At 65.0% G+C, this 14,732-nt stretch carries 13 protein-coding genes; 9 read left to right on the top strand and 4 right to left on the bottom strand.

All coding sequences use genetic code 11. The features are described from left to right. Positions 1 to 79 precede the first annotated feature (79 nt). Entirely contained in the window at positions 80 to 829 is a 750-nt protein-coding gene (gene xopAV / locus NYR97_RS14940) for a type III secretion system effector XopAV (protein ID WP_316694227.1), read from the top strand. A gap of 69 nt (positions 830 to 898) precedes the next feature. Here xopAV and NYR97_RS14945 read toward each other — a convergent pair whose 3' ends face one another. Beyond that, positions 899 to 1,528, bottom strand: a complete 630-nt coding sequence (locus NYR97_RS14945) for a TetR/AcrR family transcriptional regulator (RefSeq protein ID WP_316694228.1) — start codon at positions 1,526 to 1,528, stop codon at positions 899 to 901. Between the two features lie 171 nt (positions 1,529 to 1,699). On the opposite strand from NYR97_RS14945, the gene NYR97_RS14950 reads away from it, so the two are divergent. From NYR97_RS14950 to NYR97_RS14960, 3 genes are all read left to right on the top strand, one after another. Continuing rightward, positions 1,700 to 2,479 (top strand): histidine phosphatase family protein, encoded by a 780-nt coding sequence (locus NYR97_RS14950; protein ID WP_316694230.1) that lies wholly within the window; start codon positions 1,700 to 1,702, stop codon positions 2,477 to 2,479. Continuing rightward, positions 2,479 to 3,348, top strand: coding sequence for an NAD(P)H-hydrate dehydratase (locus tag NYR97_RS14955; protein WP_316694232.1), 870 nt, complete (start codon positions 2,479 to 2,481; stop codon positions 3,346 to 3,348). Before NYR97_RS14950 ends, NYR97_RS14955 begins: the two co-directional genes overlap by 1 nt. A gap of 490 nt (positions 3,349 to 3,838) precedes the next feature. Further along, entirely contained in the window at positions 3,839 to 5,302 is a 1,464-nt protein-coding gene (locus tag NYR97_RS14960; protein WP_316694234.1) for a glycoside hydrolase family 30 protein, read from the top strand. Between the two features lie 279 nt (positions 5,303 to 5,581). Here the strand turns inward: NYR97_RS14960 and NYR97_RS14965 are convergent, their stop codons facing one another. Further along, positions 5,582 to 6,484, bottom strand: a complete 903-nt coding sequence (locus tag NYR97_RS14965; RefSeq protein ID WP_316694236.1) for an SDR family oxidoreductase — start codon at positions 6,482 to 6,484, stop codon at positions 5,582 to 5,584. A gap of 184 nt (positions 6,485 to 6,668) precedes the next feature. Here NYR97_RS14965 and NYR97_RS14970 point away from each other — a divergent pair, with 184 nt between their 5' ends. Beyond that, a complete protein-coding gene (locus NYR97_RS14970) occupies positions 6,669 to 7,376 on the top strand; it encodes a DUF429 domain-containing protein (protein WP_316694238.1) in 708 nt (235 codons plus the stop codon). A gap of 1 nt (position 7,377) precedes the next feature. On the opposite strand, the gene NYR97_RS14975 is transcribed toward NYR97_RS14970, so the two are convergent. Beyond that, positions 7,378 to 9,732, bottom strand: a complete 2,355-nt coding sequence (locus NYR97_RS14975) for a GH92 family glycosyl hydrolase (RefSeq protein WP_316694240.1) — start codon at positions 9,730 to 9,732, stop codon at positions 7,378 to 7,380. 173 nt (positions 9,733 to 9,905) lie between these two features. On the opposite strand from NYR97_RS14975, the gene NYR97_RS14980 reads away from it, so the two are divergent. The 3 genes from NYR97_RS14980 (at position 9,906) to NYR97_RS14990 (ending at position 12,760) form a co-directional block, all read left to right on the top strand. Continuing rightward, positions 9,906 to 10,535: an alpha-ketoglutarate-dependent dioxygenase AlkB gene (locus NYR97_RS14980; protein ID WP_316694242.1), complete on the top strand. Its 630-nt coding sequence runs from the start codon at positions 9,906 to 9,908 to the stop codon at positions 10,533 to 10,535. A 213-nt stretch (positions 10,536 to 10,748) separates the two neighbouring features. Continuing rightward, positions 10,749 to 12,458 carry an FAD-dependent oxidoreductase gene (locus NYR97_RS14985; protein WP_316694244.1) on the top strand — a complete coding sequence of 570 codons (1,710 nt, stop codon included), beginning with the start codon at positions 10,749 to 10,751 and terminating at the stop codon, positions 12,456 to 12,458. Further along, complete coding sequence (locus NYR97_RS14990) at positions 12,455 to 12,760, top strand: UBP-type zinc finger domain-containing protein (RefSeq protein WP_316694247.1); 306 nt, start codon at positions 12,455 to 12,457, stop codon at positions 12,758 to 12,760. Before NYR97_RS14985 ends, NYR97_RS14990 begins: the two co-directional genes overlap by 4 nt. A 174-nt stretch (positions 12,761 to 12,934) precedes the next feature. Here the strand turns inward: NYR97_RS14990 and NYR97_RS14995 are convergent, their stop codons facing one another. Continuing rightward, positions 12,935 to 13,681, bottom strand: coding sequence for an EAL domain-containing protein (locus NYR97_RS14995; RefSeq protein WP_316694249.1), 747 nt, complete (start codon positions 13,679 to 13,681; stop codon positions 12,935 to 12,937). Between the two features lie 146 nt (positions 13,682 to 13,827). Here NYR97_RS14995 and NYR97_RS15000 point away from each other — a divergent pair, with 146 nt between their 5' ends. Beyond that, positions 13,828 to 14,466, top strand: a complete 639-nt coding sequence (locus NYR97_RS15000) for an HD domain-containing protein (RefSeq protein WP_023903012.1) — start codon at positions 13,828 to 13,830, stop codon at positions 14,464 to 14,466. Positions 14,467 to 14,732 lie beyond the last annotated feature (266 nt).

Consider the following 14,732-nt stretch of genomic DNA (forward strand, 5'->3'; position numbering starts at 1 on the left):
CTTGCGCCAAGCGCAATGAAGCGTGCATAGCAGACTGTGAACCAGCCATTTTGGTTGATCTGATAGAAGGATTTGAGGCATGAGTCCCATCCCAGTGACTTCTGCGGGCCTTGGAGCGGCAAGGCACGATCCACACGATGTGCAGGCGCCGCGCGAGGTGGGTAGCCCGTCTCAACGCGGCGACCCGCAGGCCAACACGCAACTGAAGCAAGACCTGCCGCGTGCGCCTGTGCGTGCGGCGCGGCTCAGGGCCCGATCCGGTCCCATTGGCGTGCAGATCGCGAACACCGGCCTGCACGCAGCGCGGTTTGCCGCTTCCGCCGTTGCCGGGCCTGCCGAAGCCGCGGTTCTGGACGCGGTGCATGCGCCCGCTGCGGCGGCACATGCGTATGCAAGAGGGGAATTGTCCTGGAAAAAGAATGCGGGTGTCACGCTCGCGCCGGCCTTGGCCTACGCCGTGGTGATGGGCACGCTGTCTGCGGTGCAGTATCTGGCAAACCGCTACCTGCAAGCGCAGCCGCAGACGAACGTCAGCAAGGCCGACAGGGCGAAGGAGTTGGGCGTCACCGAGGCATGTCTGGATGCGGCCATCGCCATGGTGAACAACGGCGAGGCAACCGGTCTCGAGGGTGAGATGAACGAAGAAGAGGCTGCGGCGCTAGCAGCAGATCTTCAGAACCTGGCAACTGCAGACCGTTCCCAATTGCCCCCAGAGCTCTGGCGCGCCGCTCGCGGCGTTGGCGACGATGCCTGCGCGTTGGTCACCCAGCTGCTCTTGGCCGCAAGAGCCCGCGCGTCCGCGGAGGCGTCCGCATCGTCCGGCAGTTGAAGGGTGATCCTATGCGTGGCTGGTTGCGGTGGCACGTTGGGCCACGCCTGACCTGCCCGGTTTTCCGAGCTACACCGGAGCAGACTTCAAAATCCCCGACAAACTCTCGCGCAGGATCAACTGCAGATGCATGCGGTTGAGTTCCATGCCGCTGGTCATCACGCTGTGCAGGCCGCCGCACATGGCGGCGACGGCGAAGACGCGGGCCTGGAATTCCTGTTCGCTGCTGGCCGGGTCGGCGTGGCCGCGGAGCAGGCGCTTGAGCAGGGCGCTGAGGTGTTCGATCAGCGAGGCGCTCTGCCGGCGCATGAAGGCGGCCAGCACCGGGTCGCGCAGGGTGGCCAGGTGCAGTTCCAGGTCGATGCGGGTGCGCTTGATGTTGATTTCCTGGAGCAGCCATTCTTCGAGCAGGCCGGCGATGAAATCCACCACGTGCACGTTGGCCGGGCGTTCCACCAGCCACATCTGGCGGATGGCGCGCATGTAGTTGCGCTCCAGCAAGGCACGCACCAGCGCGTCCTTGTCTTCGAATCGCTGCAGCAGGCAGCCGCAGCTGACCTTGGCGCGCTCGGCGATCAGTTCGAAGCTGGTGGCGCCCAGGCCGGTGGCGTCGATGCATTGCTCGGCGGCGTCCAGCACCTCTTCCAGCAGCAGTTCTTCGCGCTCTTTCGCCGTGCGCAACAGCAGAACGTTGGACATGGGCAGCAGGGTGGCGGGGGGCTGCAGTATACCGGCGCGGCGTTATCGACCCGTTGTGCTTGCTTGTCGTTGTGCTGTTTTGCGCGCGTTGCTGAAACGCCTGCAGGCAATGGATGATCGACCACGTTTTCACGGGCGCTGTGCGACACGTGGGGCTGATTTGTGCAGGAGATGGATGTGAGTGAGAAAAGTGCGGTGGCTGGCGTGTCCACCCAGTGGCCCGAGCGGTTGTGGGTGGTGCGGCATGGGCAGAGTTCGGGCAACGTGGCGCGCGATGTGGCAGAGGCGCACGGCCATGCATTGATCGATCTGGAACATCGCGATGCGGATGTGCCGCTGTCGGCGTTGGGCGAGCGGCAGGCACATGCGTTGGGCAAGTGGATGTCGGGTCTGCCGCAGCACGAGCGGCCCACGGTGGTGCTGTGTTCGCCCTATGTGCGTGCGCGCCAGACCGCCACAGCGGTGGTGCGCGCGCTGGGCCACGGCGACGATCTGCTGAGCATCGACGAGCGCCTGCGCGAGAAGGAGTTCGGCGTGCTCGACCGTTACACCACGGCCGGCATCCTCGCGACGTTTCCGGAGCTGGCCGAGCAACGCAAGTTGGTGGGCAAGTTCTACTTCCGCCCGCCCGGTGGCGAGAGTTGGTGCGATGTGATCTTCCGGCTGCGCGCGGTGGTTGGCGATCTGCAGCGAAATCATGTGGGCGCGCGCGTGTTGATCGTGGGGCATCAGGTGATCGTCAATTGTTTCCGTTACCTGGCCGAACGCATGGACGAGGCCACGATTCTTGGCATCGACCGCGAAGGCGAGGTGCCCAACTGCGGTGTCACCGAATACGTGGCCGGGCGCGACGGGCAGGCATTGCAACTGGTGCGGACCAACTTCGTCTCGCCCGAGCTGGCCGATGAGCCGGTGACCACCGAATCCGACCGCCCGGCCGGAGCACGCTGATGGCCACCGCACGCGTCCGCATGCTTAGCGCTGCCGCGTTGCGTGCGCTGCCGCTGCCATCGCCCGGTGGCGACAAGGAGCAGCGTGGGCGGGTGTTGATCGTGGGTGGGTCGATGCGTGTGCCGGGCGCGGCGCTGCTGGCCGGCGAGGCGGCACTGCGCGCAGGCGCGGGCAAGTTGCAGATTGCCACCGCTGCGAGCGTGGCGCCCGGCATGGCGTTGGCGGTGCCGGAGGCCCTGGTGCTGGGATTGGCGCAGAACGGGCAGGGCGAAATTACGCGTGGGCATCGTGCACTGGACGCGGCATTGGAGGCCTGCGATGCGGCGGTGATCGGGCCGGGGATGGCGTCATCGGCAACCACCGCTGCGTTGGTGAAACGCGCGGCTGAAAAAGCGGTTTGCACATTGGTGCTGGATGCGGGAGCGTTGTCGCGCGGTTTGCGTGCGCCGGTTGGGCGGCCGTTCGTATTGACGCCGCATGCGGGCGAGATGGCGGCATTGGTTGGAGACGACAAGGCAGCGATAGAAGCGGCGCCGGGCCAGTACGCGCTGACCTATGCGAAGAAACTGCGCAGCGTGGTGATTGTCAAAGGCGCGGACAGTTTTATTGCCGGGCCGGAGGGGGCGTTGTGGGTGCATCGCGGTGGTGCGTCCGGGTTGGGAACCTCCGGATCGGGCGATGTGCTGGCGGGATTGATTGCCGGGTTTGCCGCGCGCGGCTGCGATGCGTTGACGGCTGCGTTATGGGGTGTGTTTGTGCATGCGGCGGCGGGGAAGCTTCTGTCGAAACGGATTGGGACGGTGGGGTTTTTGGCGCGCGAGCTTGGTGCGGAAGTGCCTGGGATTTTGGATAGGTTGGCGCGCGCGTGATCGAAGCTCGTTGCGTTGATGCCGCGCGCAGACCAAAAGCCCCTCTCCAGCGGGAGAGGGGTTGGGGTGAGGGTACGTTTGCTGGAGTTGCGGATTTGTCTTTCCAGAAGGGGGGCACGTTGTTGCCTTGATTGCAGGGGGCGGGTTGCACTCTTAGCAGACGTCCCCTCATCCGGCCCTTCGGGCCACCTTCTCCCGGGGGAGAAGGGTAAGGCTGTGCCGTTGATTGGACTTACTTGGCTCTAGGCTCAGCGGACATACCATCATGGGTTCTCGGGCACTCTTCCACGGGTAAGGCAATCCGCGCTTGTGCTCGTCTGTCCACGCATGTTGCGGCGCGTTGCTCGGTTAGGCTGGTCCGACCAACCTGGGAGGGTGCACGGTGAAGCGAACGATTGCGTGGTCGATGGTGGGGCTGTTGGGGATTTGGGGCACTACGACTGGGGCAGTGTTGGCATCCGCACAAACACCGACACCGATGCCGACACCGATGCCGACACAAACGGCATCGTCTGCACGTGCATCCACGCCTGCATCGAAGAACACAGGGGTTGCAGTAGGACAGGTTGATGCTTCATCGGCACCGCAAACCGGGGCACTACGCGTCTACACCAGCGCCCAGGGCGCAACGCAGCAGATGCGCGTCAGCGCCGTCGAGCCGCTCAAGACCGGGCATGCGTTGACGGAGAAAGAGAACTCCATCTTCGTCAATCCGCAGCACCGCTTTCAGGAGGTGCTGGGCATTGGCGGGGCGATCACCGATTCCAGCGCGGAGACCTTCGCCAGGCTGCCCAAGCGTGCGCAGCGCGAACTGCTCACTGCGTACTACGATCCGCAAAAAGGCATCGGTTATACGCTGGCGCGCACCACCATCCATAGCTCCGATTTCAGCAGCGCCAGCTACACCTACATCAAGGAAGGCGATGCGGCGCTGAAGAGCTTTTCGGTCAGGCACGATCAGCGCTATCGCATCCCGATGCTGCGCCAGGCCATCGCTGCGGCCGGCGGCACGTTGACGACCTTCGCCAGCCCGTGGAGCGCGCCGGCCTTCATGAAAGACAGCAAGAACATGCTCAAGGGCGGCAAGTTGCTGCCCGCCTATGCGCAGGCCTGGGCCACCTACTACACGCGCTTCATCGCGGCTTACGAAAAGGCGGGTATCCCGATCTGGGGCATCAGCCTGCAGAACGAGCCGATGGCGGTGCAGACCTGGGAGTCGATGGTGTTCTCCGCCGAAGAAGAACGCGATTTCCTCAAGCACCATCTCGGGCCCAGCATGGCCAAGGCGGGCTACGGCGATCGCAAGATCATCGTGTGGGACCACAACCGCGACATGATGCTGCACCGCGCGCATGTGATCTTCGACGATCCGGAAGCGGCCAAATATGCGTGGGGCATGGGCTTCCACTGGTACGAGACCTGGGCCGGGTTCGCGCCGATGGTGGAGAACGTAGCGGCAGTGGCGCAGGCGTATCCGGACAAGCACCTGCTGCTGACCGAAGCGGCGGTGGAGAAGTTCGACCCGGCCAAGCTGCAGTCCTGGCCCAATGGCGAGCGCTATGGCACCGCGATCATCAACGATTTGAATCATGGGGCGGTGGGCTGGACCGACTGGAACATTCTGCTCGACGAACATGGCGGACCCAATCACGTGGGCAACTACTGCTTTGCGCCGGTGCATGCCGACACGCGTACCGGTGAGGTGATCTATACGCCGAGCTATTGGTATATCGGCCACTTTTCCAAGTTCATCCGGCCGGGTGCGCGGCGGGTGAGTGCGGCCAGTAGCCGTAGCAATCTGGCGACTACTTCGTTTCTCAATGCCGATGGCAGCCTGGCGACGGTGGTGATGAATGCCAGCGATGTGGCGATCCGCTACAACCTGTATGTGGGCGAGGCATCGAGTGAGTTGGAGATTCCGGCGCATGCCATCCAGACGGTGGTGATGCAGTAAGCGCGGGGCCCTGGGCGGAGCGTTGGTAGCAGTTGCGTACCCTCATCCGCCCTTCGGGCACCTTCTCCCGGTGGGAGAAGGGGGCTTTCGCGTAATCGAAACCATCGTGGCCTAGCCGGTCGAACTACCTTGCGTATCCGTCTTTACCGATGCATCACCCGTCGATACCGTCGCCGCTACCAAAAACGCCACCGATGAAACGCTTGCCGATCACTGCGCCTGCAGCGATCGGCAGGGTTCTGGTGGCGTTACGCTGGAAAGAACGCGTCTTCAGCTGACTCAGGACAACAACAGGCCGCCGGTAGCACCGAACACTTCGCCAGTGACGTAGCTGGATTCCTGCGAAGCCAGGATCACATACAGCGGCGCCATCTCGACCGGCTGGCCAGCACGCTTGAGCGGGGTTTCCGAGCCGAAATCGGGAATCTTCTCCGGGGGCTGGCCACCGCTTGGCTGCAAGGGCGTCCACACCGGGCCGGGTGCGACGGCGTTGACGCGGATGCCCTTGTCGGCGACCTGCTGGGCCAGGCCCTTGGTGAAGTTGACGATGGCGGCCTTGGTGGAGGCATAGTCCAGCAGCGTCGGCGAGGGCTGGTAGGACTGGATCGAGCCGGTGTTGATGATGGATGCGCCCGGCGGCAGGTGCGGGATGGACGCCTTGCATAGCCAGAACATCGCATAGACGTTGGTCTTGTAGGTGGCATCGAACTGCTCGGTGGTGATGTCGGCGATGTCTTTCACCGCGGTCTGCTTGCCGGCGATATTGACCAGCAGGTCCAGCCCGCCGAGCTCCTTGACCGCGCGTGCGACCAGTTCATTGCAGAAGGCTTCGTCTTTTAAGTCGCCAGGGATGCTGATGGCTTTGCGGCCTTCGGCCTGGATCAATTGCACCACTTCCGCGGCGTCTTGCTCTTCTTCCGGCAGATAGTTCAGCACGATGTCGGCGCCTTCGCGTGCGTAGGCAATCGCGGTGGCGCGGCCGATGCCCGAATCGGCGCCGGTGATCAGCGCCTTGCGGCCCTTCAGGCGGCCGAAGCCCCGGTAGCTCTGCTCGCCGTGGTCGGCCTTGGGCTGCAATGCATGGATGGTGCCTGGCGCTTCCTGGGTTTGCTCGGGGAACTTGGGCTGCGGAAACTGGGTGAGCGGGTTCTGCATTTCGTACTGGTTCTTGGTGCTGGACATGCACTGGCTCCTGCATTGGGGGATGGCAGGGCCGCAGCGTGCTGCGGCCTGATACAGATCAGTCTGGAAACCACGGCGATGCGTGCGGGTGAAAGAATGTTGTGCATGATGTGAACGCGTCACGCAGATCGCATGCGAGCGATGGCGCAGCGCCGTGCACGCACGTCACGACCGGAGAACAGCAATGCAGTGTGTGGGGATCGATGGCGCCGGCAGCGGTTGGTTGGCGGTGTGGGAGGCAGACGATGGGCTGCAATTTGCCTGTTATCCGACAGTTGAAGCCTTGGCGAGCGCACTGCGCCATATCGATGTGCTCGGCGTGGATATTCCGATTGGCTTGAGCGAGCACGTGCCCCGCGCTGCGGATGTGCAGGCGCGGCGCTTTGTGGGCGGCAGACGCGCATGCAGCATCTTTGCCGCGCCGCTGCGCGGGATATTGCATGCAAGCACGCAGGTGGAAGCCTCTGCGTTGCATCGGGTGCTGGACCACGACGGGCAGCGTGGCTTTGGCGTGCAGTCGTTTGCGCTGCTGTCGAAGATTCGCGACTGGGACGATACCTTGCGCGCTGACCCGGTGTGGGCGGAGCGCGTATTCGAGGTGCACCCGGAAGTGTCGTTCGCCGTGCTCGCTGGCGGGCAGGGCCTGACGGCGGGAAAGAAGAGCGGTGCGGGCCACCAACAGCGAGCCGCCTTGCTGGGCCAGTGCTACGGCGGCAGACAAGTCGCCGGGTTGCTGGAGCGCGTACCGCGTGCGCTGGCCAAGCCGGACGATGTGCTGGATGCCTTGGTGGCCTGCTGGAGTGCGCAGCGCATTGCCGCAGGCACCGCCGGCAGCTTGCCGGCGGTGGTGGAGCGGGATGCCTGCGGGTTGCGCATGGGCATCCACTACTGACTCAGTGCGTCTGGGTGGACATCGAATACGGCCGCTGTGCCGGGTCGGTGGCCCATTGCGTGTTCGGCGTGGCCTGCATGCGAAAGCGCAGCTCGCCGCCGGCCTGAATCTGCTCGTGGGTGAGGTAGGCGCGGGTCAGCGGTTGGCCGTTGAGGGTGGCGCTGCCGATATAGGCGCGCGCTTTGCTCAATCCCTCGGCGATCACGCTGAAACGCTTGCCATTGGGCAGGTTGAGCGTGGCGCGCGGCAGGAACGGGCGGCCGATGATGTATTGGTTGCTGCCTGGCGCGACCGGATAAAAGCCCAGCGTAGTGAACACGTACCACGCCGACATCTGGCCGAGGTCGTCGTTGCCGGCCAGGCCTTCCGGGCCGGCGTGATAGTGCGTGTCCATGATCTGGGTCAGCCGCGCCTGGGTGCGCCAGGGTTGCCCGGCGTAGGCGTACAGATAGGCAACATGGTGGCTGGGCTCGTTGCCGTGCGCGTACCAGCCGATCAGGCCGGTGATGTCTTCCATATGCTCGAACACCTTGGGGTCGACCTTGGCATCGAACACCGCATCCAGACGTGCCAGCAGTTTGTCATCGCCGCCATGCGCGGCCGCCAGCCCGGCGACGTCCTGCGGCACGTACCAGGAGTATTGCCAGGCATTGCCTTCGGTGTAGTCGCTGCCGTAACCGCTGGCGGATGGATCGAACGGCTCGCGGAAACTTCCAGCACGCTTACGCGCGCGCATGTAGCCAGTAGCGGGATCGAAGGCGTGCTTCCAGTTGCCGGCGCGCTTGCTGAATTCTGCGGCAATGGCGGGCTTGCCGAGCTTGTCGGCCATGCGCGCGATGGTCCAGTCGTCGAAGGCGTATTCCAGCGTCTTGGACGCAGCCTCGCCTTCTTCGTCGATGGGCACATAGCCCAGCTCGCGGTATTGCGCGATACCGTCGTAGGGGCCGTAGTTGGCGCTGGCGACCATGGCCTCCAACGCTTCGTTGGCATCGAAGCCGCCGATGCCTTTCATGTAGGCGTCGGCGATCACCGGCACGGCGTGGTAGCCGATCATGCACCAGGTTTCCAGGCCGTGGAACGCCCAAACGGGGAGGATGCCGTAAGCGCTTTCGCGGCGCGAGGCGAGCAGGGAATTGACCACGTCGCTGCTGCGTTGCGGCGGCTGCACCAGGGTGAGCAGCGGATGCAGGGCGCGGTAGGTGTCCCAGAGCGAAAAGGTGGAGTAGTTGGTCCAGCCCTTGGTCTGATGCACGGCATTGTCCGGCCCGCGGTACTGGCCATCGCTGTCCATGAACAACGTGGGCCCGAGCAGCGTGTGATACAGCGCGGTGTAGAGCTGGGTGCGTTGTTGCGGCGTACCCTGCGCATCGATCGCCGACAGTGCCTGCGTCCATTGCGCGCGCGCATCGGCGCGCACGCGGTCGAAATCGAAACCGGGCACCTCCGCATCAAGATTGGCGATGGCACCGGCCTCGCTGACCGGCGACAGCGCGACCTTGACCACCAACGGCGTGCCGTCGTTGGCGACGTCAAACACGCCGACCAGTTGCCGCCCCTCGATCTGCGCACGCTGCGCGGGGTTCTTGTCGCCCGGCGGCGGAAAGCCCTTGTACGGGATGTCCTGCTCGGTGTCGTGCAGTTGGGTAGCGGTGAGTGGGCGCGAAAAACGCATGGCGAAGTACAACTGGCGGCCGGGCGCCCAGCCGCGCGTTTCGCGAAAGCCGGTGACGGTGCCATCGCTGCGCACGCGCAGCCGCGACCACTGCACCTTGCCGGGGTAGTCGTACAGGCTGGTGCGCAGGTCCACCAGTACATGCGCCGGCTCGCCTCTGGGGAAGGTGTAGCGATGCACGCCGACGCGCGCACTGGCGGTGAGTTCGGCGCGGATGTTGCGGTCTTTCAACGTCACCGCGTAATACCCGGGCTGCGCCTGCTCGCTGGCATGGTCGAACTGCGCGGTGTAGCCGCTGCCGGGTGTGGCGATATCGCCGCGTTCGAGTTTGACCTCGCCGGTTTGCGGCATCAGCAACACATCGCCCAGGTCCGAATGCCCGGAGCCGGAAAAATGCGTATGCGAGAAACCGACAATCGTGCTGTCGCTGTGCCGGTACCCGGCGGCCCAGCCATAGGCTTCCTTGCGCGGTTTGATCTGCGTGTCCGGGCTCAGCTGCACCATGCCGAACGGCACCGTGGCGCCGGGATAGGTGTGGCCTTCGCCACCGGTGCCGATAAACGGGTCCACCGCCTGGAAGCCGGCGTCTGCAACGCGTGGCGCAGCGATGCCGGCAGACGTGGCGAGGGCGGCAAACAGCGCCAGCCAGCGCAGAGGAGACAAGGCGATCGACCGATGCTGCATGCGGAAGGTTCCAGGCGGATGCAGCGCCGGACCGTAGCACAGCTGTCGGGCTTGATCGCGTGGCATCGTGCGCCTGCATTGTTGAGCCCGCTGGTCTGCACGCAACGCGTTTGCCAAAGAAAAACTCAAGGCCGTGCTGCTGAAATCGCGCAGACCGCCCGCATATCACGCAGATGGATCTGTTCGACGCTCCTTCCATGCCTTTGCAGGTGCTGCACGATGCCGAAGGCGGCGTGCGCTATTGGCCGCAGCTGCTGACGCCTTCGCTGGTGCAGGAATGCTTCGCCGCATTGCGTGAGGCAACCGACTGGCGCAGCCAACACCGCGAGATGTACGACCGCATCGTCGCGGTGCCGCGCATGCTTGCCTCGTATCGGCTGGATGCACCGCTGCCGCCGGGGTTGCCATTGCACGCGTTGCTCGCGGCAGTGCAGGCCGTGCTGCCTGCACCGTACAACGCAGTGGGCCTGAATCTGTATCGCGATGGCCGCGACAGCGTGGCAATGCATCACGACAAACTACAGACGCTGCTGGCGCCGCACCCGATCGCATTGATCTCGTTGGGCGCGCCGCGCCGGATGCAGTTGCGGGTAAAAGACGGCAGCACGCGTGCGATCGGTGTGGACCTGGCGTCCGGGAGCCTGCTGGCAATGAGCCATGCCTCGCAAGTCACCCACGAACACGGCATTCTCAAGACGGCCCGTGCGGTCGGCGAGCGCATCAGTGTGGTGTTTCGTGTGCGCCCGGCCGAGCGCATGGCTGCCGGGCAGCACGGCCCACATTGGGAGCCGGCGCAGCCATAGTGCGCACGGTTGCGGTTGATTGCTGCGTTGAGTTCGGTAGCGCGCCACTGGCCCGGTTCCTCCGCAAACGCTGCGCATGTCCTTGCACAGCAGCAACTTTTGTTCGTGTGCGCGTGTGCCGCGTGTCATCGCCGGTCTTGCGCATTCGGGTGATTGCCATCGCCCTCACGGCTGGCCATGCTTGCATGCAGTCCCCCTCAGCGTCGCCATCCCATGTCCCTGGCCGATACCCGCCACCATCAGATGTTTCCCGAGCTGGACTCGGGCCAATTGGCGATCACGCGGCGTTTTGCCAGCGGGCCGGCGCAGCGTTTCGATGCGGGCGAGGCCGTGTTCGAGGTCGGCGATGCGCATGCGCCGGTGTGGGTGGTGCTGCAAGGCGCCATCGAGGTGGTGCGCCGCGACGGGTTGGGCAACGAAAAGCCCATCACCTTGCATACGCCGGGCCAGTTCACCGGTGAGGTGAGCCAACTGGCCGGGCGCGCGTCGCTGGCCGGCGGACGCGCCGGGCCGGAAGGTTGCCTGGCATTGCCCTTCGACACCGCACATTTGCGCGCCTTATTGATCAGCTCGGCGGAAGTGGGCGAGGTGGTGATGCGCGCGTTGATCCTGCGCCGCGTGGGTTTGATCGAAGGCGATGCCTCGGGGTCGGTGTTGATCGGCGAGCCCGACGACCCGCATCTGACCCGTCTGCAGGGCTTTTTGACCCGCAATGGCTACCCGAACACGGTGATGGATGTCTCCGATGAGGAAGGCCGCGCGTTGGTCGAGCGGTTGGGCATCCAGGAGCACGACTTGCCGGTGATGGTGTGCCCCAGCGGGCGCGTGTTGCGCCAGCCCAGCGATACCGAAGCCGCGCATTGCCTGGGCATGACCCCGGAGATCGACCCGGACAAGCGCTACGACGTGGCGATTGTCGGCGCCGGGCCGGCAGGCCTGGCCACCGCGGTGTATGCCGCCTCCGAAGGCTTGTCGGTGATGGTGCTGGACCAGCGTGCCATCGGCGGGCAGGCCGGTGCATCGGCACGCATCGAAAATTATCTGGGTTTTCCGACCGGGATTTCCGGCCAGGCCCTGGCCGGACGCGCCTATAACCAGGCGCTGAAGTTCGGCGCCGAACTGGCGATCCCGATCGAGGCCGGCACGCTGGAATGCGGGCGCGAAGACGGTGCGCTGAAGCTGGATCTCGCCGATGGCAAGCAGCTGCTGGCCAGCACCGTGGTGATCGCCTCGGGTGCGCGTTACCGGCGCCCCGAGATCGAAGGGCTGGACCGTTTCGAAGGCCACGGGGTGTCGTACTGGGCCTCGCCGGTGGAAGCGCGGCTGTGCGAGGGCGGGGTGGTGGCGCTGGTGGGCGGTGGCAATTCGGCCGGCCAGGCGGTGGCGTTTCTGGCACCGCGGGTGAAGCAACTGCACCTGATCATTCGAGGCGAAGGCCTGGAATCGTCGATGTCGCAATACCTGATCGAACGCATCGCGGCGCTGCCGAATGTGCAACTGCATACCGGTACCGAAGTGTCCGCACTGGAAGGCGACCCCGAGCGCGGTCTGCAGGCGGCTGTGTTGCGCACGCGCGCGGATGGGCAGACCACGCACGTGGAGCTGCGGCATCTTTTCTTGTTCGTCGGTGCCGACCCCAACACCGGTTGGTTGCAGCAGTGCGTGGAGACCGATGCGCGCGGATTCGTCATTACCGGCACCACGCGCGGCGATGGCGTGCCGGCGTGCCTGCCGCTGGAAACCAATCGCCCTGGCGTGTTCGCCATCGGCGATGTGCGCGCCGGCTCGGTCAAGCGTGTGGCGGCCGCAGTGGGCGAGGGCGCTGCAGTGGTGGCGCAGATTCACCAGTACCTTGCGCACCAGGCCAACCCGGTGCCCGAGTCCGAACTTGCCACTGCCGCCCAGGAGTCCGCCACATCATGAGTGATCACTGCACGCATACCGGGCAGATTGCCGAGGTCACGCCGAGCGCGCGTGGCTGCGAAGACTGCCTGGCCATCGACAGCACCTGGGTGCATCTGCGCCTGTGCCGCAGTTGCGGCCATGTGGGCTGCTGCGATGATTCGCCGCACAAACACGCCACTGCGCATTACCACGCCACACGCCACCCCATCATCGAAGGCTACGACCCGCCCGAAGGGTGGGGCTGGTGCTATGTGGACGAAGTGGACGTGGAGTTGCCGGATCGGACGCCGCAGCTGGGGCCGATTCCGCGGTATGTGTGAGGCGGCGCGGTTGTTTGGCGGGGTGTGGATGGGAGCTGGGGCGCCGCTGGGAATCGGGATTGGAGAATCGGGATTCGGCAAAGCGGCTTGCGTGCTGTTTGATTTGGTCGGGTGCGGATTTTGTGTCGGGCGATTGCGCGTTTGCTGAGGGGGGCAGTTCGCGCACGCGTGCGCTCACTCTGGCCAGTGCACCTGCGGTAGTTTGCCGATCGTTGGGCGGGCGAACAGATAGCCTTGCTGCAGGTGGATGCCCATGTCGCGCAGGGCGCGGTATTCGTCGGGGTGTTCGATGCCTTCGGCAATCACCGCGATGCCGAGTTCTTCGCACAGGCGGGTGGTGTGGCGCACGATCGCCTGGCGGCTGCGGTCGGCGTCGATGCCGCGCACCAGCGCGATGTCCAGCTTGAGCAGGTCGGGCTGGAAGTCGGCGAGCAGGCCGAGGCCGGAATAACCGGCGCCGAAGTCGTCGATGGCGGTCTTCAGGCCGCGCGCCTGATAGGTGCGCATGATGTCGAGCAGATGCGCCGGCTCGGCCAGGTGTTCCTGTTCGCTGACTTCGAAAATGATGGCGTCCAGCGGCCAGCCGTACTGCGCGGTGGCCGAGAGCGTGGCGCGCAGGCAGTGCTCGGGGTTGTAGACCGCATTGGGCATGAAGTTGATCGACAACAAGGCCGGCAGTGCGATCTGCGCGGCGCATTCGATCGCCTTGATGCGGCAGGCCTGATCGAAGGCGTAGCGGTTGCGCTCATCCACGGCGGCCAGGATGCTGCCGGCCGATTCGCCGTTGACGCCGCGCACCAGCGCTTCGCCGGCGTAGACCGTGCGGGCGGACACATCGACGATGGGCTGGAACGCCATGGTGATGGCGGTGGGAAAGTCCTGGCCATCGCGGCAGGCATTGCAAACGGGAAGGGGCGGCATGGCTGAGCAATCGTGCGGCGTGGGGAAACTCTAGCCTTATCGACCGCAACAGCGTGTCATTGAGCCTGCACACATCGTCGCGGCGTCCTCACCCTGCGTCTGGGCGCGCTCGGCGATAATGCGCCATCGCTCGCATCGGACGCCCCATGACCGCTCTCACCGAACGTTACGCCCTGGCTGTGGATTACGCGCGCATCGCCCATGCCGGGCAACTGCGCAAGGGCACGCAAATTCCGTATCTGAGCCATTTGCTGGGCGTGTCCACGCTGGTGCTGGAATGCGGCGGCGATGAGGAGCAGGCCATTGCCGGCCTGTTGCACGATGTGGTGGAAGACTGCGGCGGCGGCCATGAGGCCTCGATCCGCGCGCAGTTCGGCGATACCGTGGCCGACATCGTGATGGCGTGTACCGATGCCACTGCCGAAGACAAGGCCGAAGTGGACAACACCGAGCGTGCGCGCAAACGCGATTGGCGCGAGCGCAAGTTGGCCTACCTGGAGCATCTGCGCAAGACCCCGGAGCGCGCGCTGCTGGTGTCCGGTTGCGACAAACTCTATAACGCGCGCACCATCGTGCAGGACCTGGAAAACCCCGCCGTGGGGCAGGACATCTTCAACGTGTTCACCGCCGGGCGCGAGGGCACGCTGTGGTACTACGGCGAGCTGGAAGCGATCTTCCGCACGCGCGATGCAGCTACCGCACGGCTGTTCAGTGGCGTGGTGGCGCGCATGCAGGCATTGGCCGATACCGGCGAGCAGCCGGTGCCGGCGCATGCGTTGGGGTGATCGCGTTGTAGAGCGGCTGATTGGCGGGTTTGCTGCAGGGCCCTTGCCCGCCCACCGTCGCGGGACACGCCGCAAGTACGTCCATGTAGGCTCTTACGCGGCATCCATGCCGCGTAAGGTCCCGCGACGGTGGGCGGGCAAGGACCAGTCGAGATGGTCGGTGTGCATGGTGCAAGCAATGTAGGACGTGCGTCTAATGCGCTGGCTCTCGTGTAGTTGCAGCCCGCACCAGCAAATCAATCCACCCGCGAGATTGCCTGCTTTTC

It is taken from the genome of Xanthomonas hydrangeae (assembly GCF_032697525.1).
Taxonomy (GTDB): domain Bacteria; phylum Pseudomonadota; class Gammaproteobacteria; order Xanthomonadales; family Xanthomonadaceae; genus Xanthomonas; species Xanthomonas hydrangeae.

Coding starts and splice junctions, on each gene's coding strand:
- NYR97_RS14980 (WP_316694242.1), top strand. CDS start 9,906: ATGGATCTGTTCGACGCTCCTTCCATGCCTTTGCAGGTGCTGCACGAT.
- NYR97_RS14990 (WP_316694247.1), top strand. CDS start 12,455: ATGAGTGATCACTGCACGCATACCGGGCAGATTGCCGAGGTCACGCCG.
- NYR97_RS14960 (WP_316694234.1), top strand. CDS start 3,839: ATGCCGACACAAACGGCATCGTCTGCACGTGCATCCACGCCTGCATCG.
- NYR97_RS14965 (WP_316694236.1), bottom strand. CDS start 6,484: ATGTCCAGCACCAAGAACCAGTACGAAATGCAGAACCCGCTCACCCAG.
- NYR97_RS14970 (WP_316694238.1), top strand. CDS start 6,669: ATGCAGTGTGTGGGGATCGATGGCGCCGGCAGCGGTTGGTTGGCGGTG.
- NYR97_RS14985 (WP_316694244.1), top strand. CDS start 10,749: ATGTCCCTGGCCGATACCCGCCACCATCAGATGTTTCCCGAGCTGGAC.
- NYR97_RS14995 (WP_316694249.1), bottom strand. CDS start 13,681: ATGCCGCCCCTTCCCGTTTGCAATGCCTGCCGCGATGGCCAGGACTTT.
- NYR97_RS14945 (WP_316694228.1), bottom strand. CDS start 1,528: ATGTCCAACGTTCTGCTGTTGCGCACGGCGAAAGAGCGCGAAGAACTG.
- xopAV (WP_316694227.1), top strand. CDS start 80: ATGAGTCCCATCCCAGTGACTTCTGCGGGCCTTGGAGCGGCAAGGCAC.
- NYR97_RS14955 (WP_316694232.1), top strand. CDS start 2,479: ATGGCCACCGCACGCGTCCGCATGCTTAGCGCTGCCGCGTTGCGTGCG.
- NYR97_RS15000 (WP_023903012.1), top strand. CDS start 13,828: ATGACCGCTCTCACCGAACGTTACGCCCTGGCTGTGGATTACGCGCGC.
- NYR97_RS14975 (WP_316694240.1), bottom strand. CDS start 9,732: ATGCAGCATCGGTCGATCGCCTTGTCTCCTCTGCGCTGGCTGGCGCTG.
- NYR97_RS14950 (WP_316694230.1), top strand. CDS start 1,700: ATGGATGTGAGTGAGAAAAGTGCGGTGGCTGGCGTGTCCACCCAGTGG.